The 23,630-nt window shown below is 66.8% G+C and carries 24 protein-coding genes; 14 read left to right on the top strand and 10 right to left on the bottom strand.

The genetic code is table 11. The features are described from left to right. Window positions 1-7 precede the first annotated feature (7 nt). The 3 genes from ubiA to LZA78_RS14530 all read left to right on the top strand — a co-directional run bounded on the left by ubiA (window position 8) and on the right by LZA78_RS14530 (window position 3,429). A complete protein-coding gene (gene ubiA / locus LZA78_RS14540; protein ID WP_233677646.1) occupies window positions 8-976 on the top strand; it encodes a 4-hydroxybenzoate octaprenyltransferase in 969 nt (322 codons plus the stop codon). A gap of 67 nt (window positions 977-1,043) precedes the next feature. After that, complete coding sequence (locus LZA78_RS14535; RefSeq protein WP_233677645.1) at window positions 1,044-3,092, top strand: OmpA family protein; 2,049 nt, start codon at window positions 1,044-1,046, stop codon at window positions 3,090-3,092. Between the two features lie 13 nt (window positions 3,093-3,105). Then, window positions 3,106-3,429: a hypothetical protein gene (locus LZA78_RS14530; RefSeq protein ID WP_233677644.1), complete on the top strand. Its 324-nt coding sequence runs from the start codon at window positions 3,106-3,108 to the stop codon at window positions 3,427-3,429. 14 nt (window positions 3,430-3,443) lie between these two features. Here LZA78_RS14530 and LZA78_RS14525 read toward each other — a convergent pair whose 3' ends face one another. The 6 genes from LZA78_RS14525 to LZA78_RS14500 form a co-directional block, all read right to left on the bottom strand. Then, the gene (locus tag LZA78_RS14525) at window positions 3,444-3,662 is read right to left on the bottom strand and encodes a formate dehydrogenase subunit delta (protein ID WP_233677643.1); all 219 of its coding nucleotides are present in this window, start codon (window positions 3,660-3,662) and stop codon (window positions 3,444-3,446) included. After that, on the bottom strand, window positions 3,659-4,459 hold the full coding sequence (fdhD, locus tag LZA78_RS14520) for a formate dehydrogenase accessory sulfurtransferase FdhD (protein ID WP_233677642.1): 801 nt from the start codon (window positions 4,457-4,459) through the stop codon (window positions 3,659-3,661). Before fdhD ends, LZA78_RS14525 begins: the two co-directional genes overlap by 4 nt. Continuing rightward, entirely contained in the window at window positions 4,456-7,332 is a 2,877-nt protein-coding gene (fdhF, locus tag LZA78_RS14515) for a formate dehydrogenase subunit alpha (RefSeq protein ID WP_233677641.1), read from the bottom strand. The genes fdhD and fdhF overlap by 4 nt, the downstream gene beginning before the upstream one ends. Next, window positions 7,329-8,855 (bottom strand): formate dehydrogenase beta subunit, encoded by a 1,527-nt coding sequence (locus tag LZA78_RS14510; RefSeq protein WP_233677640.1) that lies wholly within the window; start codon window positions 8,853-8,855, stop codon window positions 7,329-7,331. The genes fdhF and LZA78_RS14510 overlap by 4 nt, the downstream gene beginning before the upstream one ends. Next, complete coding sequence (locus tag LZA78_RS14505) at window positions 8,852-9,304, bottom strand: formate dehydrogenase subunit gamma (RefSeq protein WP_233677639.1); 453 nt, start codon at window positions 9,302-9,304, stop codon at window positions 8,852-8,854. The genes LZA78_RS14510 and LZA78_RS14505 overlap by 4 nt, the downstream gene beginning before the upstream one ends. A 90-nt stretch (window positions 9,305-9,394) precedes the next feature. Next, on the bottom strand, window positions 9,395-10,264 hold the full coding sequence (locus LZA78_RS14500; RefSeq protein ID WP_233677638.1) for a LysR family transcriptional regulator: 870 nt from the start codon (window positions 10,262-10,264) through the stop codon (window positions 9,395-9,397). 110 nt (window positions 10,265-10,374) lie between these two features. Here LZA78_RS14500 and LZA78_RS14495 point away from each other — a divergent pair, with 110 nt between their 5' ends. The 9 genes from LZA78_RS14495 (at window position 10,375) to LZA78_RS14455 (ending at window position 17,758) form a co-directional block, all read left to right on the top strand. Next, window positions 10,375-11,199 carry a S49 family peptidase gene (locus tag LZA78_RS14495; protein ID WP_233677637.1) on the top strand — a complete coding sequence of 275 codons (825 nt, stop codon included), beginning with the start codon at window positions 10,375-10,377 and terminating at the stop codon, window positions 11,197-11,199. Window positions 11,200-11,217: 18 nt separating this feature from the next. Further along, window positions 11,218-11,379, top strand: a complete 162-nt coding sequence (locus LZA78_RS14490) for a hypothetical protein (protein ID WP_233677710.1) — start codon at window positions 11,218-11,220, stop codon at window positions 11,377-11,379. Beyond that, window positions 11,380-12,333 carry a calcium/sodium antiporter gene (locus LZA78_RS14485; RefSeq protein WP_233677636.1) on the top strand — a complete coding sequence of 318 codons (954 nt, stop codon included), beginning with the start codon at window positions 11,380-11,382 and terminating at the stop codon, window positions 12,331-12,333. A 7-nt stretch (window positions 12,334-12,340) separates the two neighbouring features. After that, window positions 12,341-13,117, top strand: coding sequence for an SDR family oxidoreductase (locus tag LZA78_RS14480; RefSeq protein WP_233677635.1), 777 nt, complete (start codon window positions 12,341-12,343; stop codon window positions 13,115-13,117). A 295-nt stretch (window positions 13,118-13,412) separates the two neighbouring features. Further along, complete coding sequence (gene uvrC, locus LZA78_RS14475; protein WP_233677634.1) at window positions 13,413-15,308, top strand: excinuclease ABC subunit UvrC; 1,896 nt, start codon at window positions 13,413-13,415, stop codon at window positions 15,306-15,308. A 33-nt stretch (window positions 15,309-15,341) separates the two neighbouring features. After that, window positions 15,342-16,400: a lysine-2,3-aminomutase-like protein gene (locus tag LZA78_RS14470; RefSeq protein ID WP_233677633.1), complete on the top strand. Its 1,059-nt coding sequence runs from the start codon at window positions 15,342-15,344 to the stop codon at window positions 16,398-16,400. Window positions 16,401-16,442: 42 nt separating this feature from the next. Continuing rightward, window positions 16,443-17,072, top strand: a complete 630-nt coding sequence (gene pgsA / locus LZA78_RS14465; protein WP_233677632.1) for a CDP-diacylglycerol--glycerol-3-phosphate 3-phosphatidyltransferase — start codon at window positions 16,443-16,445, stop codon at window positions 17,070-17,072. After that, window positions 17,065-17,313 carry a molybdopterin converting factor subunit 1 gene (moaD, locus tag LZA78_RS14460; protein WP_233677631.1) on the top strand — a complete coding sequence of 83 codons (249 nt, stop codon included), beginning with the start codon at window positions 17,065-17,067 and terminating at the stop codon, window positions 17,311-17,313. The genes pgsA and moaD overlap by 8 nt, the downstream gene beginning before the upstream one ends. 1 nt (window position 17,314) lies before the next feature. Then, a complete protein-coding gene (locus tag LZA78_RS14455) occupies window positions 17,315-17,758 on the top strand; it encodes a molybdenum cofactor biosynthesis protein MoaE (protein ID WP_233677630.1) in 444 nt (147 codons plus the stop codon). Here the strand turns inward: LZA78_RS14455 and plsY are convergent, their stop codons facing one another. Genes plsY through LZA78_RS14435 form a run of 4 tightly spaced genes read right to left on the bottom strand, consistent with a single transcriptional unit; the run spans window position 17,759 to window position 21,122 of the window. Continuing rightward, on the bottom strand, window positions 17,759-18,367 hold the full coding sequence (gene plsY, locus LZA78_RS14450) for a glycerol-3-phosphate 1-O-acyltransferase PlsY (RefSeq protein ID WP_233677629.1): 609 nt from the start codon (window positions 18,365-18,367) through the stop codon (window positions 17,759-17,761). It abuts the gene before it with no gap. A 19-nt stretch (window positions 18,368-18,386) separates the two neighbouring features. Further along, the gene (pyrC, locus tag LZA78_RS14445) at window positions 18,387-19,664 is read right to left on the bottom strand and encodes a dihydroorotase (protein WP_233677628.1); all 1,278 of its coding nucleotides are present in this window, start codon (window positions 19,662-19,664) and stop codon (window positions 18,387-18,389) included. Window positions 19,665-19,678: 14 nt separating this feature from the next. Continuing rightward, window positions 19,679-20,164 (bottom strand): hypothetical protein, encoded by a 486-nt coding sequence (locus LZA78_RS14440; RefSeq protein ID WP_233677627.1) that lies wholly within the window; start codon window positions 20,162-20,164, stop codon window positions 19,679-19,681. Further along, on the bottom strand, window positions 20,157-21,122 hold the full coding sequence (locus tag LZA78_RS14435) for an aspartate carbamoyltransferase catalytic subunit (protein ID WP_233677626.1): 966 nt from the start codon (window positions 21,120-21,122) through the stop codon (window positions 20,157-20,159). Before LZA78_RS14435 ends, LZA78_RS14440 begins: the two co-directional genes overlap by 8 nt. A gap of 110 nt (window positions 21,123-21,232) precedes the next feature. On the opposite strand from LZA78_RS14435, the gene LZA78_RS14430 reads away from it, so the two are divergent. Together LZA78_RS14430 and LZA78_RS14425 are read left to right on the top strand one after the other, a co-directional pair. Next, complete coding sequence (locus LZA78_RS14430) at window positions 21,233-22,045, top strand: uracil-DNA glycosylase family protein (protein WP_233677625.1); 813 nt, start codon at window positions 21,233-21,235, stop codon at window positions 22,043-22,045. A gap of 127 nt (window positions 22,046-22,172) precedes the next feature. After that, window positions 22,173-23,630: an efflux RND transporter periplasmic adaptor subunit gene (locus LZA78_RS14425; RefSeq protein ID WP_233677624.1), complete on the top strand. Its 1,458-nt coding sequence runs from the start codon at window positions 22,173-22,175 to the stop codon at window positions 23,628-23,630.

Genomic DNA, 23,630 nt, shown 5'->3' with positions numbered 1-23,630 from the left:
CGAACTTATGACCGGCACAATCGAAAAGCCAGAGCCTCAGGGGCAGGTTGCGGATGCCGTCAAGGGTAACTGGGTCGATCATTACGCCCCGGCTGCCTGGCGCCCCTACCTGCGGCTGAGCCGCGCCGACCGTCCGATCGGGACGTGGCTGTTGCTGCTGCCCTGCTGGTGGGGCATCGCGCTGGCGGCGGCGGTAGATGCGCCGCGCCTGTCCGATCTGTGGCTGGCGGCGGGCTGCACGATCGGCTCGGTGCTGATGCGCGGCGCGGGCTGCACTTGGAACGATATCACCGACCGGAATTTTGACGGGCAGGTGGCGCGCACGCGCTCGCGCCCGATTCCCTCGGGGCAGGTCACGGTGCGGCAGGCGCTGATTTGGCTTGGGGTGCAGGTGGCGATATCGGCCATGATCCTGTTCACCTTCAACTGGGCCACGATTCTGTTGGGCATCGCCGCGCTGGTGCCGGTCGCGATCTATCCCTTTGCCAAGCGGTTCACATGGTGGCCGCAGCTGTTTCTGGGCATCGCCTTCAATTGGGGCGCGCTGGTGGGCTGGGTCGCGCATTCGGGCAGCCTGCACCCAGCGGCGGTGCTGCTTTACCTGTCGGGCCTTGTCTGGACGCTGTTCTACGACACGATTTACGCCCATCAGGACAAGGAGGATGACGCGCTGATCGGTGTGAAATCCACCGCGCGGCTCTTTGGTGAGGATAGCGCGAGGTGGCTTAACGCCTTCCTGATCGGGGCGGTCGCGTTGATGACGGCGGCGATCCTGTGGGCGTTGCTGCCCGCGCGGGTGTCGGGGCTGACGCTGGCGATCTGCGTGGCGGCGCCCTGGGCCTTTGGCTGGCATCTCTACGGGCAGATGCGGCAGCTGAACATCGATGACCCCGACAATTGCCTGCGCCTGTTCCGGGCGAACCGCGACACCGGGCTGATCGTTGCGCTGTTTCTTGCCGTTGGCGCAATCGTGTAATTGATCCCAAGGGGTTGCGCCCTTAAGACAGTGCGCAACGCAAGCCGGCTTGGGAGGCACAGACGACATGCGCCTGCGCAATACCATCCTGACAACCGCGGCTTTTGCCTCGGCCTTCGTGCTGTCGGGGCTGATCGCGGGTGTTTCGGCCACGGTGATCGAAATCCGCTCGCGCAATGCCGTGCGCCTGGCGATGGAGACGGCGGGCCATAGCTGGGTGCGGGTGCAGACCGATGGCCTGCAGGTTATCCTTCTGGGCACCGCGCCCTCCGAGGCCGATCGCTTCCGCGCGCTGACGCTGGTCAGCACCGTCGTTGATGGCGCGCGGGTCGTGGACAATACCGATGTCGAAAGCGCGCAGGCCCTGGTGGCGCCCGAGTTTTCACTTGAGGTGCTGCGCAACGATGATGGCATCTCGCTGATCGGTCTCGTTCCGGCCGCGCTCGACCGAAAGGCGATGGTCGCCGCGCTGGCAGAGATCGCGGGTGCGGGCACCGTCACCGACATGCTGGCAACCGCCGATTACCCCGCGCCGCCGGGCTGGAACATGGCGGTCGAATTCGCCACCGCGACGCTGCGCACCGTGCCGCGTTCGAAAATCTCGGTCGAGCCGGGCAAGGTCTTTGTCACGGCGATCACTGACAGCCCCGAAGAAAAGGCGCGGATCGAGACCTCGCTGGCGCGCCGCCGCCCGTCCGAGTTGAAGCTGAGCTTTGATATCTCGGCGCCGCGCCCGGTGATCACGCCCTTCACCCTGCGCTTCCTGATCGACGCCGAGGGTGCGCGCTTCGACGCCTGCTCTGCCGATACCGAGCGCGCGCGCGACCGCATTCTGGCCGCGGCCCGTGGCGCCGGGGCAAACGGTGCGCTCGGGTGCACCATCGGCATGGGCACTCCCTCACCCGATTGGGCGGTTGCGGTCGGTATGGGAATCGATGCGCTCAAGGAAATGGGCGCGGGGACGATTACTTACTCGGACGCCGATATCGCGCTGATCGCCGCCGACAGCGTCGCGCCGGAAACCTTCGACAAGGTCGTGGGCGAGCTGGAGTCGAACCTGCCCGACGTCTTCTCGCTGAAGGCCGAGTTGCAGAAGAAACCCGACGCCTCGGAAGGCGTGCCCGAGTTCTCGGCGATCCTGAGCGAGAACGGCAAGGTCACCCTGCGCGGTCGTATCTCGGACGACCGCGAACGCGGGCTGGTCGAGAATTTCGCCCGCGCACAGTTCGGCTCGGAAGCGGTTTATGGCGCGACCCGGGTCGATGCCGCACTGCCCGCCGGCTGGCCTACGCGGGTTCTGGCGGCGCTGGAGGCATTGGGCGAGGTCGAGCAGGGGCGCGTTGTCGTGCGCCCCGATATCGTGCGCGTCACCGGTATTAGCGGCAATCCGCAGGCCTCTGATGCAGTCGCGCGGATCCTTTCGGGGCACCTGGGCGAGTCGACCGCGATGGAGCTTGATGTGCGTTATGACAAGCGGCTTGACCCGGTGCTGGCGCTGCCCGACGGGCCCGAATGCGTGGCGCGGCTGAACGGGGTTCTGGCGCAGCACAAGATCAGCTTCGAGCCCGGCTCCTCGACCATCGCTGCCGATGGGGCCGAGACGCTTGATGCGCTGGCCGGGGCCATGAAGGATTGCCAGGAGTTCCGCATGGAACTGGCGGGCCATACCGACAGCCAGGGCCGCGATGAGATGAACCTGAACCTGTCGCAGGAACGCGCCGCCGCCGTGCTGAGCGCGCTGCGCGACCGGCGGGTGCTGGTGGGCAACATCACCGCCAAGGGCTATGGCGAGACGCAGCCGCTGGCAGATAACGGCACCGAGGAAGGCCGCGAGGCGAACCGGCGCATCGAGTTCGTGCTGCTTGATGGCGAGCCGATCGAGGGCGATCTGCCCGAGGCGACCGCTCCGGAACCTGCCGCGCCCGCGGCAGACCCGGCAGAGGCCCTGCCCGAAGCAGAGGCGCCGCCCATGGAGGACGCCGCGCCGATGGAAGACGCGGCCCCCGAGGGCGAGGCCGCCGCGGAAGACGCGGCCGTGATCCCCGTTTACCCCGCGGCCGAAGCCAGGCTCCGGCCCAAGCCGCGTCCGGACAACCTGATCCCCAAGCAGAACTGAGGATGACCGCGCCATGAACCGCACCGAATTCGTCATCGCCACAGCGATCATCCTCTTCGTCGCTTTCTGCCTGGGCTGGTTTGCCTCCTGGCTGATCCACCGGCTGACCCGCGTGACGCAGGCCGACATGGGTGAGCTGGAGCAAATGGCCCAGGCCCTGCACGAGGCCGAGGAAACCCGCGATCAGGCGGTCACCTATATCGAGGCCCGCGAGGCCGAGCTGAGCAACCAACTAGCCCAGACCGAGGCCGAACTGCGCGCCGCAATGGACGGATTGCGCGCTGCGCGGCACGAGGCCGAAGAACTGCGCGCCCAGATCGAGCGCCTGCAATCCTGACGGGGGCCTGACCTCTAGCGGCCCGGTGCGGGACGGATCTGGCTTGCGCCTGCCACGATCAGCGGGTGCAGATTCGACGCGCCGCTTGCGACCATCGCCAGAAGCTCCGCGCGCATCGGCGGCGACCAATTGTCGTTGATATGCGCGGCCACGGATGCCGCGCCGTCGCCCGGCTGCACCTCGAAGAAGGTGGCGATCTGATTGGCCATACGGATCAGCTTGTCGGTGCTCATGCGGCGTCTTCCTCGGTGCGCTCGGGCGCGGTGTAATCGATCAGGGTTTCGGTGCTGGGTGCGCGGGCAATAAGGTGCAGCCCGGCTGCGCGCGCTTCGGCCACCGCCAGTGCAGTTGGGGCCGAGGGCGCGATCAGCGCCCGTGCGCCGAGCGTGACCGCCTTCTGCACCAGATCGACCGAGATACGCGAGGTCATCACGAGCGCCCCGTCAGCAGGCGCGATCCCGGCGTGTGTTAACGCCCCGGCCAACTTGTCCAGCGCATTGTGGCGCCCGACATCCTCACGCAGCAGCATAAGGCCACCAGTTTCGCTCCAGAACCCGGCCGCGTGGATCGCGTGGGTCGCATCCTGCAACGGCTGTGCGGCGCGCAGGGCGGCGAGGGCACGGGCGGGGGCGCCGGGCGCCAGCCTGGCGCCCCCGCCCCGGGGCGCCCGCGGCAGCGGGCGCAATGCCTGTTCAAGACTGTCGATGCCGCACAGCCCACAGCCGACCGGCCCGGTCGTCGCGCGGCGGCGCTCCTTGAACCGCGCACCCGCAGGGGCCGCCAGCCAGGCCCGCGCCTCGATCCCGCGCAGTTGCGGCACGATCTCTGTGCGGACAATTTCGGACCGTGCTTCGATCAGCCCTTCGCTCAGCGCAAAGCCAAGGACGAAATCCTCCAGATCCGAGGGCGTCGCCATCATCACCGCCTGCGTCACGCCGTCATAGACGAGCGCCACCGGCACCTCTTCGGCCAGCACCTCCGAGGCGCCGCCCGACAGCGGTATCTGTGTGGCTCCGCGCGGCAGGGTCATTCGGCGGCCTCGATCCGGCGCGAGGCTTCTGACAGGGCCGCGTAATCCTCCTGCCAGTCCGAGGGGCCGTTCGACAGCCCCACCTGCACGGCGGTCACCTTGTATTCGGGGCAGTTCGTCGCCCAGTCCGAATTGTCGGTTGTGACCACGTTGGCCTGCGTGTTCGGATGGTGGAATGTGGTGTAAACGACACCCGGCGAGACGCGATCGGTGATCGTCGCGCGCAGCGTGGTCTCGCCCGCGCGAGAGGCCAGCCGCACCCAGTCGTCATCCTTGATGCCGCGCACCTCGGCGTCATGCGGGTGGATCTCTAGCCGGTCTTCCTCGTGCCAGACGCTGTTCGCGGTGCGCCGGGTCTGCGCGCCGACGTTATACTGCGACAGGATCCGCCCGGTGGTCAGCAAGAGCGGGAAGCGCGGGCCGGTGCGCTCGTCGGTCGGCACGTAAGCGGTGCGGATGAACCGCCCCTTGCCGCGCACGAAGCCGTCGATATGCATGATGGGCGAGCCATCGGGCGCGTCATCGTTGCAGGGCCACTGGACCGAGCCGCGCGCGTCCAGCATCTCGTAGGTCACATTGGCAAAGCCCGGCGTGGTCGCGGCGATCTCGGCCATCACCTCGCGCGGGTGGGTGTAGGCCCAGCCCGCGCCCATGGCATTGGCCAACATCTGCGTCACTTCCCAATCCGCATAGCCATTCTTGGGCGCCATCACGCGGCGCACCATGTTGATGCGGCGCTCGGCATTGGTGAAGGTGCCGTCCTTCTCGAGGAAGGTCGAGCCGGGCAGGAAGACATGCGCGTAATTCGCCGTCTCGTTCAGGAAGAGGTCATGGACGATCACGCAATCCATTGCCGCAAGACCGGCCGAGACATGGCGCGTATCGGGGTCGGATTGCAGAATATCCTCGCCCTGAATGTAGATGCCCTTGAACGCGCCCGACACCGCAGCGTCCAGCATGTTGGGGATGCGCAGGCCCGGCTCAGGGTCCAGCGTGACGCCCCAGGCTTTCTCGAAGATCGCGCGGGCGGTATCGTCCGAGACATGGCGATAGCCCGGCAACTCATGCGGGAACGAGCCCATATCGCACGAGCCCTGCACGTTGTTCTGGCCGCGCAGCGGGTTCACGCCCACGCCCTCGCGCCCGATATTGCCGGTCATCATGGCAAGGTTCGCGATGGCGATTACGGTGGTCGAGCCTTGCGAATGTTCCGTCACGCCAAGCCCGTAGTAGATCGCGGCATTGGGGGCGGCGGCATAGGCGCGGGCAGCCTCGCGGATCGTGGCTGCGGGCACGCCCGTCAGGGCCTCGACGGCCTCGGGGGCATAGTCGGGGCTGCGAACGAACTCGGCATAGTCGGCCCATTCGTCCAGATCGCAGCGCTCGGCGATGAAGGTGTCATCGGTCAGCCCTTCGGTCACGATGACATGGGCCATCGCGGTCAGCACGGCGACGTTGGTGCCGGGGCGCAGTGGCAGATGCCAGCTGTCACCCATATGCGGGGTTTCCAGCAGGTCGATCCGGCGCGGGTCGACGACGATCAGCTTCGCGCCAGCCCTTAGCCGCTTGCGCAGCCGCGAGGCAAAGACCGGGTGGCCATCAGTCGGGTTCGCGCCGATGACCAGCGCCAGATCGGTCTGCTCGACCGAGTCGAAATTCTGCGTGCCCGCCGAGGTGCCGAAGGTCTGCTTCAGCCCGTAGCCGGTGGGGGAGTGGCAGACCCGCGCGCAGGTATCGGTGTTGTTCGTGCCAAAGACTGCGCGCGCGAGCTTTTGCACAAGGTATGTCTCTTCGTTGGTGCAGCGCGACGAGGTGATGACGCCGACCGAATCCTTGCCATGCTTGGCCTGAATGCCCTTAAGCCGCCCGGAGGCGAAGTCGAGTGCCTCTTGCCAGCCGACCTCGCGCCAGGGCTGGTCGATGCTATCGCGGATCATCGGGTTCAGGATGCGGTCCTGATGGGTGGCGTAGCCCCAGGCGAAGCGGCCCTTGACGCAGGAATGGCCACGGTTCGCCTCACCGCCCTTCCAGGGCACCATGCGCACCAGCGTATCGCCGCGCATCTGCGCCTCGAAGCTGCACCCCACGCCGCAATAGGCGCAGGTGGTCACGATCGAGCGTTCGGGAGTGCCGATCTCCTCGACCGATTTCTCGACCAGGGTCGCGGTCGGGCAGGCCTGCACGCAGGCGCCGCAGCTGACGCAATCCGAGCTGAGGAAGTCGCTTGCCCCGGTGGCGATGCGGGCGTCAAACCCGCGCCCCTCGATGGTCAGCGCGAAGGTGCCCTGCACCTCTTCACAGGCCCGCACGCAGCGCATGCAGACGATGCATTTGGCCGGGTCATAGCTGAAATAGGGGTTCGAGACATCCTTGGGGATGTAGCAGGGGTTGGCCTCGCCATTCTGGCGCGCCTCGAAATGGTTCTCGCCGGGGGTATAGCGCACCTCGCGCAGGCCGACGGCACCGGCCATGTCCTGCAACTCGCAATCGCCATTGGCCGCGCAGGTCAGGCAATCGAGCGGGTGGTCCGAGATGTAAAGCTCCATCACGCCGCGGCGCAGGGTGGCCAGTTGCTCGGTCTGGGTACGGACCTGCATGCCTTCGGTGACGGGCGTGGTGCAGGAGGCAGGCGTGCCGCGCATCCCCTCGATCTCGACCATGCACAACCGGCACGAGCCGATGGGCTCAAGGCTGTCGCTGGCGCACAGCTTGGGGATGGTGATTCCGGCCTCGGCAGCCGCGCGCATGACCGAGGTGCCTGCGGGCACCGTGATCGCCATGCCGTCGATGGTCAGATGCACCGGTGCGCCCTTGCGTGCGGGCGTGCCCATGTCCTTCGACCAGTTCGCGTCGGGGATGATGAAGTCCTTCATTCCGCAGCCTCCCGCATGGGGGTGAATTCTTCGGGGAAATGCCGGATCGCCGACAGAACCGGGTAGGGGGTAAAGCCGCCAAGCGCGCAGAGCGAGCCGAGCTTCATCGTGTTGCAAAGATCTTCGATCAGCGGCAGCGCGGTCGGGTCGCCCGCCGCGACGCGGTCGAGCGTTTCGACCCCGCGCACCGCGCCGATCCGGCAGGGGGTGCATTTGCCGCAACTCTCGATGGCGCAGAACTCCATGGCGAAGCGCGCCAGCGCCAGCATGTCGGCGCCCTCGTCATGGATGATCATGCCGGCGTGGCCGACAAGCCCACCCTGGCCCGCGAATTCCTCATAGCAGAAGGGCAGGTCGAAATCCGACACCGGGTGATAGGCGCCCAAGGGGCCTCCCACCTGCACCGCCTTGACCGGACGCCCCGAGGCGGTGCCACCCGCGATCTCGGTCACGATCTCACCAAGGGTGATGCCAAAGCCCGTTTCGAACAGCCCGCCATGCTTGACGTTGCCCGCGATCTGCAAGGGGATCGTCCCGCGCGAGCGGTTGATACCGATGGCGTTATAGGCCGCGCCGCCATGTGCCATGATCCACGGCACGGCGGCCAGGCTGAGCACGTTGTTGACCACCGTCGGGCGGCCCATGAAGCCCTCAAGCGCGGGCAGAGGCGGTTTCGCCCGCACCACGCCGCGTTTGCCTTCGAGCGAGTTCAGAAGCGAGGTCTCCTCGCCGCAGACATAGGCTCCGGCGCCCACGCGGATCTCCACGCGGAAGGCGCGACCGGACCCCAGCACATCGGCGCCAAGAACGCCCGCGTGGGTCGCCGCCTCGACTGCCGCGCGCATCACGCGGATCGCGTCGGGGTATTCCGAGCGGATATAGACGTAGCCCTGCGTGGCCCCGGTGGCGAGGCCTGCAATGGCCATGCCCTCGATCAGGCAAAAGGGGTCGCCCTCCATCAGCATGCGGTCGGCGAACGAGCCGCTATCGCCCTCGTCAGCGTTGCAGACGATGTATTTCTGCGCAGCCTTGGCGCCCAGAACGGTGCGCCACTTGATGCCGGTGGGAAAGCCCGCGCCGCCACGACCGCGCAGGCCCGAGGCCACGATTTCCTCGACGACCTCGGCGGGCGTTCGGGCGATGGCCGCGCGCAGACCGGCAAGGCCGCCCTCGGCCTCGTAATCCATCAGCGAGAGCGGGTCGATCTTGCCGCAGCGCGCGAAGGTCAGGCGGGTCTGGCGTTTGAAGAAGGGGATCTCTTCGGTCAGGCCCTGCGCCTTGGGGTGGCTGTCGGGGCTGTCGAAAAGGGCGGGCACATCCTCGGGGGTCATCGGGCCGAAGGCGCGGCGGCCTTCCGGCGTCTCGACCTCGACCAGAGGCTCAAGCCAGACCATGCCGCGCGTGCCGTTGCGGATCAGCTCGACCGTGACGCCGCGCTGTTCGGCTGCGGCGGAGATGGCGGCGGCGACTTCGTCGGCACCACAGGCGCGGGCGGCGGCATCGGCGGGAACCCAGATCTTCATGCGCGCACCTCCTTGGCGATGGCATCCACCCGCGCGGCATCGAGCCGCCCGATGAGCCGGTCATCGACCAGGGCCGCAGGCGCACAGGCGCACAGGCCCAGACAATAGACGGCCTCGAGCGTGACGCCGTTCTTCGTCTCGCCCATCTTCTGGCCAAGCGCGGCCTCAAGGCGGGCTTGCAGCGCGGTGCCGCCCATCGACTGGCAGGCCTCGGCCCGGCAGAGCTTGACGACATGCGCGCCCGCCGGGGTCTTACGGAAATCGTGGTAGAAGCCAACGACGCCCACCACCTCGGCGCGGCTCAGGCGCAGGGCCTCGGCGATCGGGTCCAGCGCGGCCTCGGGGATATGGCCAAAGCTTTCCTGAACATCGTGCAGGATCGGCAGGAGCGGACCTTCTACCCCTTCATGGGCGTGCAGGATCTGCGCTAGGCGCGCGCTGTCGAACATGGCTCTCCTCCGGGGTTGGCTGAGCCTTAGGTAGCGCGGCCTGATAGGATCGGCAATTCGTATCCCCCGTTGATTGATAGATATGATCTATCAATCCGCGATGCGGCGGGCTTCGGCGATCAGGGCGCGCAGGCTGGGGGTATAGGTGGGCCGATGTTCGACCACGAGGCCCACGCGATGCGCGGCCTCGGGTGCGATCAGAGGGCGGGCCAAGCACCCCGGTGGCAGAGCGAAGCCCTCGCACAGCGCCTCGGCTAGGATCGCGGACCACTCGCCGGTGGCAGCATGGCTGAGCAACGCGATGGTCGAGTTCGACTCGACCCGAGGTGCTGCCTGTGCGCCCGCCGCGGCCAGATGGCCGTCGATCAGGCGGCGGTTCTGCATGTCGGGGGTCAGAAGGCACAGGGGCCGAGCGGCGGCTTCGGCCCAAGGCAGGGCGGCGTCATCGGGCGCACGCTCGACCAGCCGGTAGGTTTCGAGCCAGAGCGCGACCTCTTCCATCCGCCCCAGCCCCGCACCGTCAAGATAGGTGATGCCCGCGTCCAATTCCTGCGCGGCGATGCCATCGCGGATCTCGGCGGAGGAGCGCGACAGGATCGTCACGCGGGCCGAGCGGTTGCGGGCGAGGAACGGCGCGGTCAACCGGGCGATGCGGGGCAGGGCGGTTGGGATCACGCCAAGGCGCAAGTGCCCCGCGACGCCGTGGCGCGCCTCGCGCATCTCGTCTTGCATGGCGCGAGCCTCGCCCACGATGCGGCGGGCGTGTTCCAGCACGCGCTGGCCCTCGGGCGTCAGGCCCTGATAGCGCGCGCCGCGCCAGACCAGTTGCACGCCCAGGCTTTCCTCCAGCGCGCGGATGGCCGAGCTGAGCGTGGGCTGCGTCACGCCATAGGCCTCGGCCGCGCGGCCGAAATGGCCCTCGCGCGCGAGGATCATGAACATCTCGAGCTTGTCGATCATGCCTGCACGCTACCCAAGCGCGCGGCGCCGCGCCAGAGGGGGCGTATTTTTCCTGAAAACCCGCGACCGGGGCGCTTGTTCCCCCTGTGCCCGGCCCCTACATCGGTCGCATGGATTTCAAACGCTTCTTCCCCTTTGGACCGAACCGGCCCCCGCGCGTGGCCCTTGTGCGACTGCACGGCGCCATCGGTGCCACGCGGCCCGGTGCGCAGGGTCTGTCTGATGCCGCGCTTGCGCCGCTCTTGGAGCGCGCCTTTCGCAGGGGCAAACCCGCCGCCGTCGCGCTGCTGGTCAACTCGCCCGGCGGCTCGCCCGTGCAATCCTCGCTAATCGCGGGGCGCATCCGGCGGCTGGCCGAGGAAACAAAGCTGCCCGTCCACGCCTTCGTCGAGGATATCGCGGCTTCGGGCGGCTATTGGCTGGCCTGCGCGGCCGATGACATCTGGGCCGATGCGACCTCGGTCGTGGGGTCGATTGGCGTGATCTCGGCGGGCTTCGGGCTGGACGGGCTGATCGCTCGCCACGGGATCGAGCGGCGGGTGCATACGGCTGGCGGCTCGAAAAGCTTCCTCGATCCGTTCCGCCCAGAAAAACCCGAGGATGTGGAACGCCTCAACCGACTGCTTGAGGACATGCATGTCAGCTTCAAGGATCATGTCAGCGAGCGCCGGGTCGGGCGCTTGAAAGAGGGTGCGGAGCTTTTCACCGGCGAGATCTGGACCGGGCGGCAGGCAATCGAAGTGGGGCTGGTCGATGGCCTCGCCCATGCGGTGCCCAAGCTCAAGCAGCTTTACGGCGATAAGGTGCGCTTCATCCCCTATGGTCCGCGCCAGTCCTTCCTGCGCCGTTTCGGCGCCGGGATCGGGGCCGATGCCGCCGGAGCCATGATCGATGCGGCAGAGGAGCGCGCGCTTTGGGCGCGCTTTGGGCTTTAGGCCATGCTGATCAAGGGAATGACACTGTTTCTGGTCGCCATGGCCGTGCTGGCAATGTTCGGCAAGCTGCGACTGCCGGGCGGCAAGGGCCGTCCGCGCATCACGGCGCGCTGTCCGCGCTGCGGGCGACCCAAAATCGGAGCGGGGCCCTGTCCCTGCGGAAATGACAAGGGGGCATGATTGCTCGTCGATCTGGTGAAGATAGCCGCAGGCCTTGGCCTGCTTGTCGTGGCGGGCGATGTGCTGGTGAAAGGCTCGGTCGCGCTGGCGTTGCGGCTGGGAATCCCGGCGCTGATCGTGGGCTTGACCGTCGTGGCCTTTGGCACCTCGGCGCCCGAGATGATGGTCTCGGTCGCGGCAGTTCTTGAGGGCGCGCCAGCGATTGCACTTGGGAACGTGATCGGCTCGAACACCGCCAATATCTTGCTGGTGCTAGGCCTGCCCGCGATCATCTCGGCCATCCGCACTGATGAGCATGACACCCGCGAAAGCTATGTGATCATGCTGGGTGCGAGCCTGCTGTTCATCCTGCTGTGCTTCACGGGGCCGCTGGGATGGCCACATGCGCTGGTGCTTCTGGGTGCCCTTGCGCTGATCCTGTTTCGCCAGATCCGCGAGGCGCTGGCCCATCGCGCAAACCGCGCCGAGGAAGAGATCGAGGGCGCTGATATTCACATGCCCTGGGCGAAGATCGGGCTCTTTATCGTGCTCGGCCTGATCGGCCTGCCGTTCGGTGCGGATTTCCTGGTGGACGGCGCAAGCTCGATCGCGCGCGCCTTCGGGATTTCCGAAGCAGTGATCGGTCTCACGCTTGTTGCGGTGGGAACCTCGCTGCCGGAACTGGCGACCTCGGTCAATGCCGCAATCCGTGGGCGGGCGGATGTGGCACTTGGCAACGTGATCGGCTCGAACATCTTCAACCTGCTGTGCATCATCGGGGTGTCGGGGCTGGTCGGCCAGCTGCCGGTGCCCGCGCAGATGCTGCGCTTCGACCTGTGGGTGATGCTTGGCGCCGCCGTGCTGATCGCGCCGTTCATTTTCTACCGTTGGCCCTTCACTCGGATGATCGGTATCGGTTTTACTGTTGTCTACGCGGCCTATGTGGTTGTGCTGATGACGTCGGGCATGGTGTGAGGGAAAGATGGCGCGGGCTTTGATCACGGGCGGAGCAAAGCGGCTGGGGCGTGCGATGGCGCTCTATCTGGCCGGGCGCGGCTATGATTTGGCAATCCATTACAACGCCTCGGCAGCCGAGGCTGAGGCCGTCGTCGCCGAGGCGCGTGCGCTTGGTGTGAACGCGGTTGCCGTGCAGGCCGACCTTCTGGATGAGGCACCGACCGCCGGATTGGTGGGCGCGGCCGCGGAGGCTCTTGGCGGGCCGCTCGATCTGCTGATCAACAACGCCTCGATCTTCGAGTATGACAATATCCGCACCGCCACGCGTCAGGGCTGGGACCGGCATTTCGAATCCAACCTGCGCGCGCCTTTCGTGCTGATCCAGGCTTTCGCCGCGCAGGCCCCCAAGGCCAACCGTGGCGGGGCCGAGCCGCGCGCCGAGGCATTGGTAGTCAACATGATCGACCAGCGGGTGCGCAAGCCCACGCCCGAGTTTATGACTTACAGCCTCTCGAAAGCCGGGCTTTGGGCGTTGACCCAGACCGCCGCGCAGGCGCTGGCGCCCGATATACGCGTGAACGCGATAGGGCCGGGGCCCACGATGCAGGGCGCGCGCCAGTCCGAGAGCCACTTCACCCGCCAGCGCGCGGCCACCATTCTGGAACGCGGCGCCGACCCCGGCGATATCTGTGCGGCGCTGGGATATTTCCTCGATGCGCATGGCGTGACGGGGCAGCTTTTGTGCGTCGACGGCGGGCAACATCTGGGCTGGAAAACCCCCGATGTTCTGGGCGTTGAGTGACCTGATCAGCGAACGCTGCGGCAACTTGTCCACCTCCGGGCGCGATGTAACAAAGCTGTTACGAATCTGCCAATGGTTTCAGTCACTTGCTTGAAGTTGAAAATTTTTCATCGATATATCAATAAGTTATATATTTGCCCAATTTTTAGGCAGTTCGTGGAGTCGCTCGTGAAATAAGGAAGATTCCGTGATCTCCAAAACTTCCCAACAGAGTTATCCACAGAAACCGTGGAAAGCTTCCCTCTTGAAAGATGCTGCGTAAGATTGCAGCCACAGCGGAGAATCGACCCCGGCAATGACGCAATCCCAGACGCCCCCCGAAGACAGCACGGATCGGCCGCCCGCGCGGCTGAAGGGCCATGCGCTGATTGCCGATTACGTCACCCGGCTCGATGGCTCGCCCGGCGTCTACCGGATGCTGAACGCGGCGCAGGAGGTGCTCTACGTCGGCAAGGCGCGCAATCTCAAGGCGCGGGTGTCGAACTATGCGCGGCCCTCGGGACATTCGGCGCGGATCGCGCGGATGATCTCGGAAACCGCCTATATGATGTTCCTGACCACGCGGACCGAGACCGAGGCGCTGCTGCTTGAGCAAAACCTGATCAAGCAGCTCAAGCCGCGCTACAACGTGCTGCTGCGCGACGACAAGAGTTTTCCCTATATCGTCATCGACAAGAGCCACGCCTTTCCGATGATCCGCAAGCATCGCGGCGCGCGCACGGTCAAGGGCGCCTATTTCGGGCCTTTCGCCTCCGCGAGCGCGGTGAACCGGACGCTGAACCACCTTGAGCGCGTCTTCCAGCTGCGCAACTGCTCGGACGCGGTGTTTTCCAGCCGCACCCGGCCCTGCCTGCAATTCCAGATCAAGCGCTGTTCGGGGCCCTGCGTGGACAAGATCTCGGAAGGCGATTACGCCCGCACCGTGGCCGATGCCGAGCGGTTCCTTGAGGGCAAGTCCACCACCATTCAGCAGGAGCTGGCGGGCGAGATGATGGCCGCCTCCGAGGCGCTGGAGTTCGAGCGCGCCGCCGCCCTGCGCGACCGGATTCAGGCGCTGACCAATGTGCAGCAAAGCCAGGGCATCAACCCGCGCGGCGTGGCAGAGGCCGATGTGGTTGCGCTGCATATGGAGGGCGGGCAGGCCTGCGTGCAGGTCTTCTTCATCCGCGCGCATCAAAGCTGGGGCAACCATGACTTCTATCCCCGCACCGGCTCGGGCGCGGAAGAGGCAGAGGTGCTCGAGGCTTTCCTTGCCCAGTTTTACGACCAGAAGGAACCGCCACGCCTGATCCTGCTGTCGCATCCGATCGAGGATGAGGATCTGATGGTCGATCTGCTTTCGGACCGCGCGGGCCGCCGGGTCGAGATCGCCCTGCCCAAGCGCGGCGAGAAAGCAGAACTGGTCGAGAATGCCCTGCGCAACGCCCGCGAAAGCCTCGGGCGGCGGATGTCGGAATCGGCGGCGCAGGCGCGCCTGCTTTCCGGTGTGGCGCGGGCCTTCGGCCTGCCCAAGGCGCCGGAGCGGATCGAGGTCTACGACAACTCGCATATCCAGGGTGCCCATGCGGTGGGCGGCATGATCGTAGCGGGGCCGGACGGGTTCCTAAAAAGCCAGTATCGCAAGTGGAACATCAAGGGCGATGAACTGACCCCCGGCGACGACTTTGCCATGATGAAAGAAGTGCTGACGCGCCGCTTCGCCCGGTTGCTCAAGGAAGACCCCGAGCGCAAGGGCGACGCCTGGCCGGACCTTCTGCTGATCGACGGCGGGGCGGGGCAGGTCTCGGCGGTGCAGGAGGTCATGACCGCGATGGGCGTGGCCGATATCGCGATGGTCGGCGTCGCAAAGGGCATCGACCGCGACCACGGCAAGGAAGAGTTCCACCGCACCGGCAAGCGCCCCTTCGCGCTGCCCCGGCAGGATCCGGTTCTCTATTACATCCAGCGCCTGCGCGACGAGGCGCACCGTTGGGCCATTGGCGCGCATCGTGCCAAGCGCGCCAAGGCCACCATGGCCAACCCGCTTGACGAGATCCCCGGCGTGGGCGCGACGCGCAAGCGCGCGCTCTTGACGCATTTCGGCTCGGCCAAGGCGGTCAGCCGCGCGGGGCTGACCGACCTGATGGAGGCGCCGGGCATTTCGCAGGCCATGGCCGAGACGATCTGGAACTACTTCAACGATCGGGGTTGACGGACGCCCCGCCGCGGCGTAGCGCGCCAGCCCATGAACGATGCGACGCCCCCCCATCGCGCCCTGACGCGCCCCGAGGAACTGGCTGCGGCCGGGCTGGTGCCCGTGGCCGACCTGCCAGATGTCGCGCGCGTGGCCGAGGCGTTCCGCATCCGGCTGACCCCCGCGATGCAGGCGGCCATCGATACCCCCTCCGATCCCGTCGCCGCGCAATTCGTGCCCGCGCGCGCCGAGCTGACCATTCGCCCAGAAGAACTTGTTGACCCGATTGGCGATGACGCCCATGCCCCGGTGCGCGGGCTGACGCATCGCTACCCCGACCGGGTAATCTTGCACATCACCAAGACCTGCGATGTCTATTGCCGTTTCTGCTTCCGCCGCGAGACGGTGGGCGAGACCGGTCCGCTGGCCGAGGACGCGCTGGCCGAGGCGCTGGATTACATCGCCGCGACCCCCGCGATCCGCGAGGTGATCCTGACCGGGGGCGATCCGCTGACGCTTTCCGTGCGGCGCCTTGGCGAGGTTCTGGCGCGGCTGTCGGCCATAGCGCATGTCGATCTTATCCGCTTTCACAGCCGTGTGCCGGTGGTGGCCCCCGAACGCATCACGCCCGCCCTGTGCGAGGTGCTGCGCAGCGCGCGTCCGACCGTCTGGCTGGTCGTCCACACCAACCACGCGCAGGAGCTTGCGCCCGAGGCCCGCGCGGCCATTGCACGTCTGGCCGAGGCCCGGGTGCCGATGCTTTCGCAGTCCGTCCTGCTGCGCGGCGTCAACGACTCGGTCGGCGCGCTCAGCGATCTGTTCCGCGCGCTCTTGGCCCTGCGGATCAAGCCCTACTACCTGCATCATTGCGATCTCGCGCCCGGAACTTCGCATTTCCGCACGACGATTGAAGAGGGGCGCGCGCTGATGCGCGCCCTGCGCGGGCATATCAGCGGCACGGCGCTGCCGACCTATGTGCTCGATATTCCCGGCGGCTTTGGCAAGGTGCCGGTGAGCGCCGATCACTTCGCCCCGGGCAGCGCGCCCGGAACCTGGCGCGTGACCGATTGGCGCGGGCAGCAGCATGACTACGCCGACCCGCCGCGTTAACACCCCCTTTTCCTTCCGCACCGGCGCGGCTAGGGTGCGCGGATGAAATGGACGCTGCCCAATATCCTGACGGTTCTTCGCCTTGTTGCCGCGCCCGGCGTCGCGGTGATGTTTCTCTATTTCTCGCGTCCCTGGGCGGATTGGTTCGCACTGGCGCTGTTCATCAGCGCGGCGGTGACCGACTGGTTCGACGGCTACCTCGCCCGCTTGTGGAAGCAGGAAAGCAAGTTTGGCGCCATGCTAGACCCGATTGCCGACAAGGCGATGGTGGTGATCGCGCTGGTGGTGCTGACGGGCTATTCGGGCATGAACCCCTGGCTGATCCTGCCCGCGACCGTGATCCTCTTCCGCGAGGTCTTCGTGTCGGGCCTGCGTGAGTTTCTGGGCGCGGATGCCGGCAAGCTGAAGGTCACCAAACTGGCCAAGTGGAAGACCACGACGCAGATGGTGGCGATTGCGGTCCTGTTCCTCGGCACCGGGCTGAAGTTCATCGAGGAAGGCCGCGCCCCCCGCGCGGGAGAGGGCGATCTGCCCACCGGCGCCTCGATGGCCGATCTGGCGACCCATGTCGGCCTTGGCCTGATCTGGGTTGCGGCGGTTCTGACCGCGATCACCGGCTGGGATTACTTCCGCAAATCTCTGCCTTACCTGCGCGAGCATAACCATGGTTGAGGTTCTCTATTTCGCCTGGGTGCGCGAGCGCATCGGCAAGGCCCGCGAAAGCGTCGAGACCAACGCCGCCACGGTGGCCGATCTGGTCGCGGAACTGCGCGCGCGCGAGCCGCGCTATGAGGCGGCCTTTGCCGATACCTCGGCGCTGCGCGTGGCGCTTGATCAGGAATTGTCTGAATTCGATGCGGCGCTCTCGGGTGTGCGCGAGGTAGCCTTCTTCCCGCCGATGACGGGCGGCTGAGATGAAGGTCTCGGTGCAAGAGGCCCCGTTCGATTTCGCCGCCGAGATGGCGGGCTTCGGGGTCGGGCGCGCGGATGTGGGCGCGATTGTCAGCTTTACCGGCGTGGTGCGCGACGACACGGGCCGCATGCAGGCGCTGGAGTTGGAGCATTACCCCGGCATGACCGAACGCGCGGTCACCAAGATCACCGAAGAGGCGATGGCGCGCTGGAATCTTGCCGATGCGCTGGTCATTCACCGTCACGGGCGGCTTGACATCGGCGAGCAGATCATGATGGTCGCCACCGCCGCCCGGCACCGGGGCGATGCCTTTGCCGCGGCCGAGTTCCTGATGGATTACCTCAAGTCCCGCGCGCCCTTCTGGAAGAAGGAACACGGGCTGGACGGCGAAACCGATTGGGTCGCCGCCAAGGACAGCGACGAGGACGCCCTCAAACGCTGGTGATCAGCCCTTCTTGCCGATCTTCGGCTCGGACCCGGTGGCGAGGCGCTGGATATTCGCGCGGTGACGCCAGAAGATCAGCACCGCAAGCCCCGCCGCCAGCAGCATCAGATCGCGATGGTTAAGGAAATAGGCCAGCGGCACCGTCGCCGCCGCAGCGACCAGCGCGGAGAGCGACGAGATCCGGCTGACGAAGGCGGTTGCCAACCACACAAGGCAGGCCGCAATGCCCACGGGCCAGGCCAGTGCCAGCATGGTGCCAAAGAAGGTCGCGACGCCCTTGCCGCCCTTGAACCCCAGCCACACCGGGTAAAGGTGCCCCAGAAAGGCCGCGCCGCCTGCAACCTGCGCGGCGGTCTCGCCCAGGAAGTGGCGCGCGATCAGCACGGCGATGGCGCCCTTGCCACTATCAAGAAGCAGTGTCGCCAGCGCCGCCGGCTTGTTGCCGGTGCGCAGCACGTTGGTCGCGCCGATATTGCCCGAGCCGATCTGGCGTAGATCGCCCAGACCGAACAGCCGGGTGATCACCAGCCCGAAGGGCACCGACCCCAGCAGATAGCCCAAAACGGCTACCAGCCCGATCATCACGGGCCCGTTCTCAATTCCCGGCATTGCTGCCCCTCGCCTCGATTTATTCGTTATCGTTGTTATAAACCTGCACCCCGCCGACGAATGTGGCAAGAACTTTGCCTTCCATCCGGGTGCCGTCGAAGGGGGTATTCTTCGATTTCGAGTGCAGAGTAAAGCGGTCCAGCACGAAAGGCGTATCCGCATCGAACAGCACGAGGTCGGCAGGCGCCCCCTCTGCCATGCGGCCCTGCGGCAGGCCAAGGCGCTTGGCGGGGTTCAGCGACATGGCGCGGAAGAGCTGCGGCAGGCTCAGATGCCCGGCATGGAAAAGCCGCATCGCCGCGGGCAGGAAAGTCTCCAGCCCCACCGCGCCGGAATCGGCCTCTTCGAAGGGCAGGCGTTTGCTTTCCTCGTCGGCAGGCGTGTGCATCGAGCAGATCACGTCGATCAGCCCGTCGGCCACGGCCTGCACCACCGCCAGCCGATCCTCTTCCGAGCGCAGCGGCGGCGTCATCTTGAAGAAGGTGCGATACTCGCCGACGTCATATTCGTTCAGCGTCAGGTGATGGATCGACACGCCCGCCGTCACATCCAGCCCCGCCGCCTTGGCGCGGGCCAGCGCGGGCAGGGCGCGGGCGGTGGTGATCTGGTCGGCGTGGTAGCGCACGCCCGTCATCTCGATCAGGGCGATGTCGCGCTCAAGCCCCATGCGCTCGGCCATCGGGGTGACGCCGGGCAGGCCGCGCAGGCTGGCGAACTTGCCCGAGGTGACCGCGGCGCCCTTGGTCAGGCCCGGCTCTTGCGGATGGCCGATGACCAGCGCGCCAAGGCTGCGCGCATAGGTCAGCGCGCGGCTGAGCACCTTGGTGTCGGTGGTGACATGGTCGGTATCGGTGAAGGCCACGGCGCCCGCATCCATGAGAAAGCCGATCTCGGTCATCTCGCGGCCCTCGCGGCCCTTGGTCAGCGCGGCCATGTGGTGAATGCGCACCGGCGCTTGCGCTGCGCGGCGGGTGACAAACTCCAGCGTCTCGGGCGTGTCGATGGCGGGCGAGGTGTCGGGGCGCGCGATGATCGTGGTGACGCCCCCGGCGGCGGCGGCCTGGCCCGCGGTGCGGAAGCTTTCCTTGTGGCGCTCGCCCGGCTCGCCGATCTTGACGCCCAGATCGACGATCCCCGGCGCAAGGTAATTGCCGCCACAGTCGATCACCGTCGCGCCCTGCGGGGCCGACATCGCGCCGATCGCGGCGATGATCCCGTTGTCGATGACAAGGTTCGCCTCGGTCTCGGTCAGAGCCTCGGGGTCGATCAGGCGGGCGTTTGCAAGAAACAGGGTCATTGAGTCGATCTCCTTCAGCGCACCTTTTTCGCGCGTTTGGCGCGGGCGGCCTCGATGGCGGCCAGCACGGGTTCGCTGTCTGCCAGATGGCGGATCAGGTGCTTGGCGCCTGCGTTGGTCACGATCTGCACATCGCCCATCAGGCGGCGCACGGTCTTGATTTCCAGCAGCATCACCTGCCGCCCCTGCGGGCCGATCAGCCGCCGGTCGGTCAGCTGCCAGCGCCGCGCGAAGGCTTCCGAGCGGAACCAGGCCGCGCGGGCCGCCATGCCGATGGCGATGGCGACGGCGGCAATGGCGATCTGGTCGGCCTTGCCCATGTAAAGCAGGATCGCCGAAACCAGCACGATGCCGATGACGCCAAGCAGCACATGGTCAACCCAATAGCGCCGGTTGTCGGCTAGGAAGATGGCGGTGACCTTCTCGCCCTCGTCCAGCGGCAATTCGCTGTCCGGGCCGGGGCGGTAGTTCAGAACCTCGTCGCGCTTGATCTCAGACATAGGTTTCCTCGGTCAGCGCACGGCCCCGATCGGCGCGCAGGTTCTGCGCCAGCAGGTCCATGACCGCCATGCGCACCGCCACGCCCATCTCGACCTGCTCCTGAATGACCGAGCGGTTGATGTCGTCGGCGATGGTGCCGTCGATCTCGACGCCTCGGTTCATCGGGCCGGGGTGCATGACGATGGCATCGGGCTTGGCACAGGCCAGCTTTTCCGCATCGAGCCCGTAGCGGTGGAAATATTCGCGCTCGGACGGGATGAAGCCGCCGTCCATCCGCTCTTTCTGGAGGCGCAGCATCATCACCACATCGGCGTCCTTCAGGCCCTCGCGCATGTCTTCATAGACCTCGCAGCCGAACTCGCCAATCCCGGCGGGCATCAGGGTGGGCGGGCCGACAAGGCGCACGCGGTTCTCCATCTTGCCCAAGAGGATCAGGTTAGAGCGCGCGACGCGGCTATGCGCCACGTCGCCACAGATCGCAACCGTCAGGCGCTGGATACGGCCCTTGGCGCGCTTGATCGTCAGCGCGTCAAGCAGCGCCTGCGTCGGGTGCTCGTGCTTGCCGTCGCCCGCGTTGATCACCGCGCAGTTCACCTTCTGCGCCAGCAGATCCACCGCGCCCGAGTTCTGGTGGCGCACGACCAGCAGGTCAGGATGCATGGCGTTCAGCGTCAGTGCCGTGTCGATCAGCGTCTCGCCCTTCTTCACCGAAGAGGTCTGCATCGACATGTTCATCACGTCCGCGCCGAGGCGCTTGCCCGCCAGCTCAAAGCTCGACTGCGTGCGGGTCGAGTTCTCGAAGAACATGTTGATCTGCGTCATGCCTTCGAGCACGTCGGTGCGTTTCACCGTGCGCCGGTTCAGATCCACATAGCGGTCGGCCAGATCGAGGACGGTGCGGATGTCCTCCTGGCTGAGATGCTCGATGCCAAGAAGGTGCCTTGCGCGAAATGCCATGGCGCGTGCCTCCGATGTTGTCCGGGGTCGCTTATGGCAAAAGGGCGCGCGCGCGTCCAGCGCGAAGGGCGCGGCTTTACCTATTGGCGTGCGGCGCATAGCTTGGGCGGATGGAGACTCAGGGCCGCCCCGAACTGGATTACTATGCCGCGCTTGCTGCCCTTGAATGGCAGATCGAGCTAGGGGCGGATGAGGCGATTCTGGATCTGCCCGTCGATTGCTATGCCCTGCCCGACACGATCGAGCGCCCCAAGCCCGCGCCCGTAGCCCCCGAACCCACCCAGTCGCAGCCCGTTTTGCGCGTGGTGGATGAGGGCCCCGACCCTGTTGCGGTCGCACGCGAGGCCGCCGGAAGGGCCAAGGCGCTCGACGATCTGCGCGAGGCGATTGCGGGTTACGATCTGTGCGAGTTGAAGAAGGGCGCGAAGAACACCGTCTTTTCCGATGGCAACCCGGCGGCACGGGTTATGATCATCGGTGAGGCCCCGGGCCGCGACGAGGACATTCAGGGCAAGCCCTTCGTGGGTCGCGCGGGGCAGTTGCTCGACCGGATGTTTGCCGCCATTGGCCTCTCGCGCAGCGCACCCGACGCGCTCGCCGGGGTCTATATCGCCAACGTCCTGCCCTGGCGCCCGCCGGGCAACCGCGACCCCGAGCCTGCCGAGATCGCGCAGATGCTGCCGTTTCTGGCGCGGCATGTCGAACTGGCCGATCCCGATCTGATCGTGCTGATGGGCAACGCGGCCTGCGCCGCCGCGTTGGACAAGCGCGGCATCTTGCGCCTGCGCGGCACCTGGGCCGAGGCTTTCGGGCGCCCGGCCCTGCCGATGACCCATCCGGCCTACCTGCTGCGCCAGCCAAGCGCCAAGCGCGAGGCTTGGGCCGACCTGCTCAGCCTGCGGGCGCGGCTCAACGCGCTCTGAAAATCGCGTGATTGGCGACGGACGCGGCCTTCCGCCGCGTAGGAATGTGGGTATTCTCGCCCTAAAGCAGGACAGAGATATATAATTCGCAGCGCGGGGACGGCCCCGCCTCGGCAAGGACGGGACGATGCGGTTTCTGACGCGCAGCCTGATGGGGCTATTTCTTCTGGCGCTGACGCTGGGGCTATTGGCCACGGCGGGGTTCACGGTGAAATCCGCCATCGACGCCCGCGGCCAGAAAGGCGCCTTTCCCGGTGCCGCGCGCGAACGGGTCTTCGCCGCCAATGTCATCGCGCTCGACTTCACCACCCTCACCCCGGAACTGACCGCATATGGCGAGGTCCGCTCGACCCGCCGGCTGGAGTTGCGCGCCAGTGCCGCAGGCACGGTGGCCGAGCTTACGCCGAATTTCGAGGAAGGCGCGCAGGTCGCGGCCGGAGAGCTTCTGGTTCGCCTTGATCCGGCCGAGACGCTGGCCGCACGCGACTCCGCCGCCGCCTCGCTGGCCGAGGCGCAGGCCGCGCTGGCGCTGGCCGAGCGCACGCTGGTTATTGCGGGCGACGATCTGGCGGCCGCCGTGCGGCAGGCCGATCTGCGCCACTCGGCGCTTGATCGTCAGCGCAGCATCGACGCGCGCGGCATTGGCCGGGCGGTCGATACCGAGGTTGCCGAACTGGCCGTAAGCGCGGCGGAACAGGCGGTGCTGAACAAGCGCTCGGCGCTGTCGGGGGCCGAGGCGGGCCTTGATCAGGCCCGCAATACCCTCCGCCGGGCCGAGATCGCGCTGGCCGAGGCCGAGCGTAAGCTGGCCGAAACCGAGATCCGCGCCGAATTCGCGGGCCAGCTGGCCAGCGTGACCGCCGTGCAGGGTGGTCTTGTGTCGAACAATGAAAAGCTGGCCGAGCTGATCGACCCTGCGGCGCTTGAGGTCGCCTTCCGCGTCTCGAACGCGCAATACGCCCGGCTGACCGATGCGAGCGGCGCGCTGATCCCCGCGCCGGTGCGCGTGCGGCTTGACCTGCAAGGCGTGCCGCTGGAAGCGCAGGCGACCCTTGTGCGCGTCGGCGCCGAGGTCGAGGCCGGGCTTGCGGGCCGTCTGCTTTTTGCCCGGATCGCCGATGGTGCGGGCCTGCGCGCGGGCGATTTCGTGACCGTCAGCCTCTCCGAGCCGGTTCTGGAGAACGTTGCCCTCGTGCCCGCATCGGCGGTCGATGCCAACAGCCGCGTACTGGTTCTGGGCCCGGATGAGCGTCTGGCGGAGGCCGAAGTTACCGTGCTGCGCCGTCAGGGCGATGCCGTCATCATCCGCGCCGCGACGCTCTCGAGCGGGCAGGAGATCGTGGCCGAGCGTACGCCGCTTCTGGGTCTGGGCCTCAAGCTGCGGCCCCTGCGCCCCGATCAGGGGCAGGTGCAACTGCCGCAAACCATCACGCTCGACCCCGAGCGGCGCGCCCGCCTGATCGCCTTTGTCGAGGGCAACACCCGAATGCCCGCCGATGCCAAGACCCGCATCCTTGCCCAGTTGCAGCAGGACGCCGTGCCGCTTGAGGTGGTCGAGCGGCTCGAATCCCGGATCGGGGGCTAA

Origin of the sequence: Rhodobacter flavimaris (assembly GCF_021378075.1) — a bacterium.
Taxonomy (GTDB): domain Bacteria; phylum Pseudomonadota; class Alphaproteobacteria; order Rhodobacterales; family Rhodobacteraceae; genus Rhodobacter; species Rhodobacter flavimaris.
The sequence above is the reverse complement of the archived record's forward strand: the minus strand, read 5'-3'. Positions and strand labels throughout refer to the sequence as shown.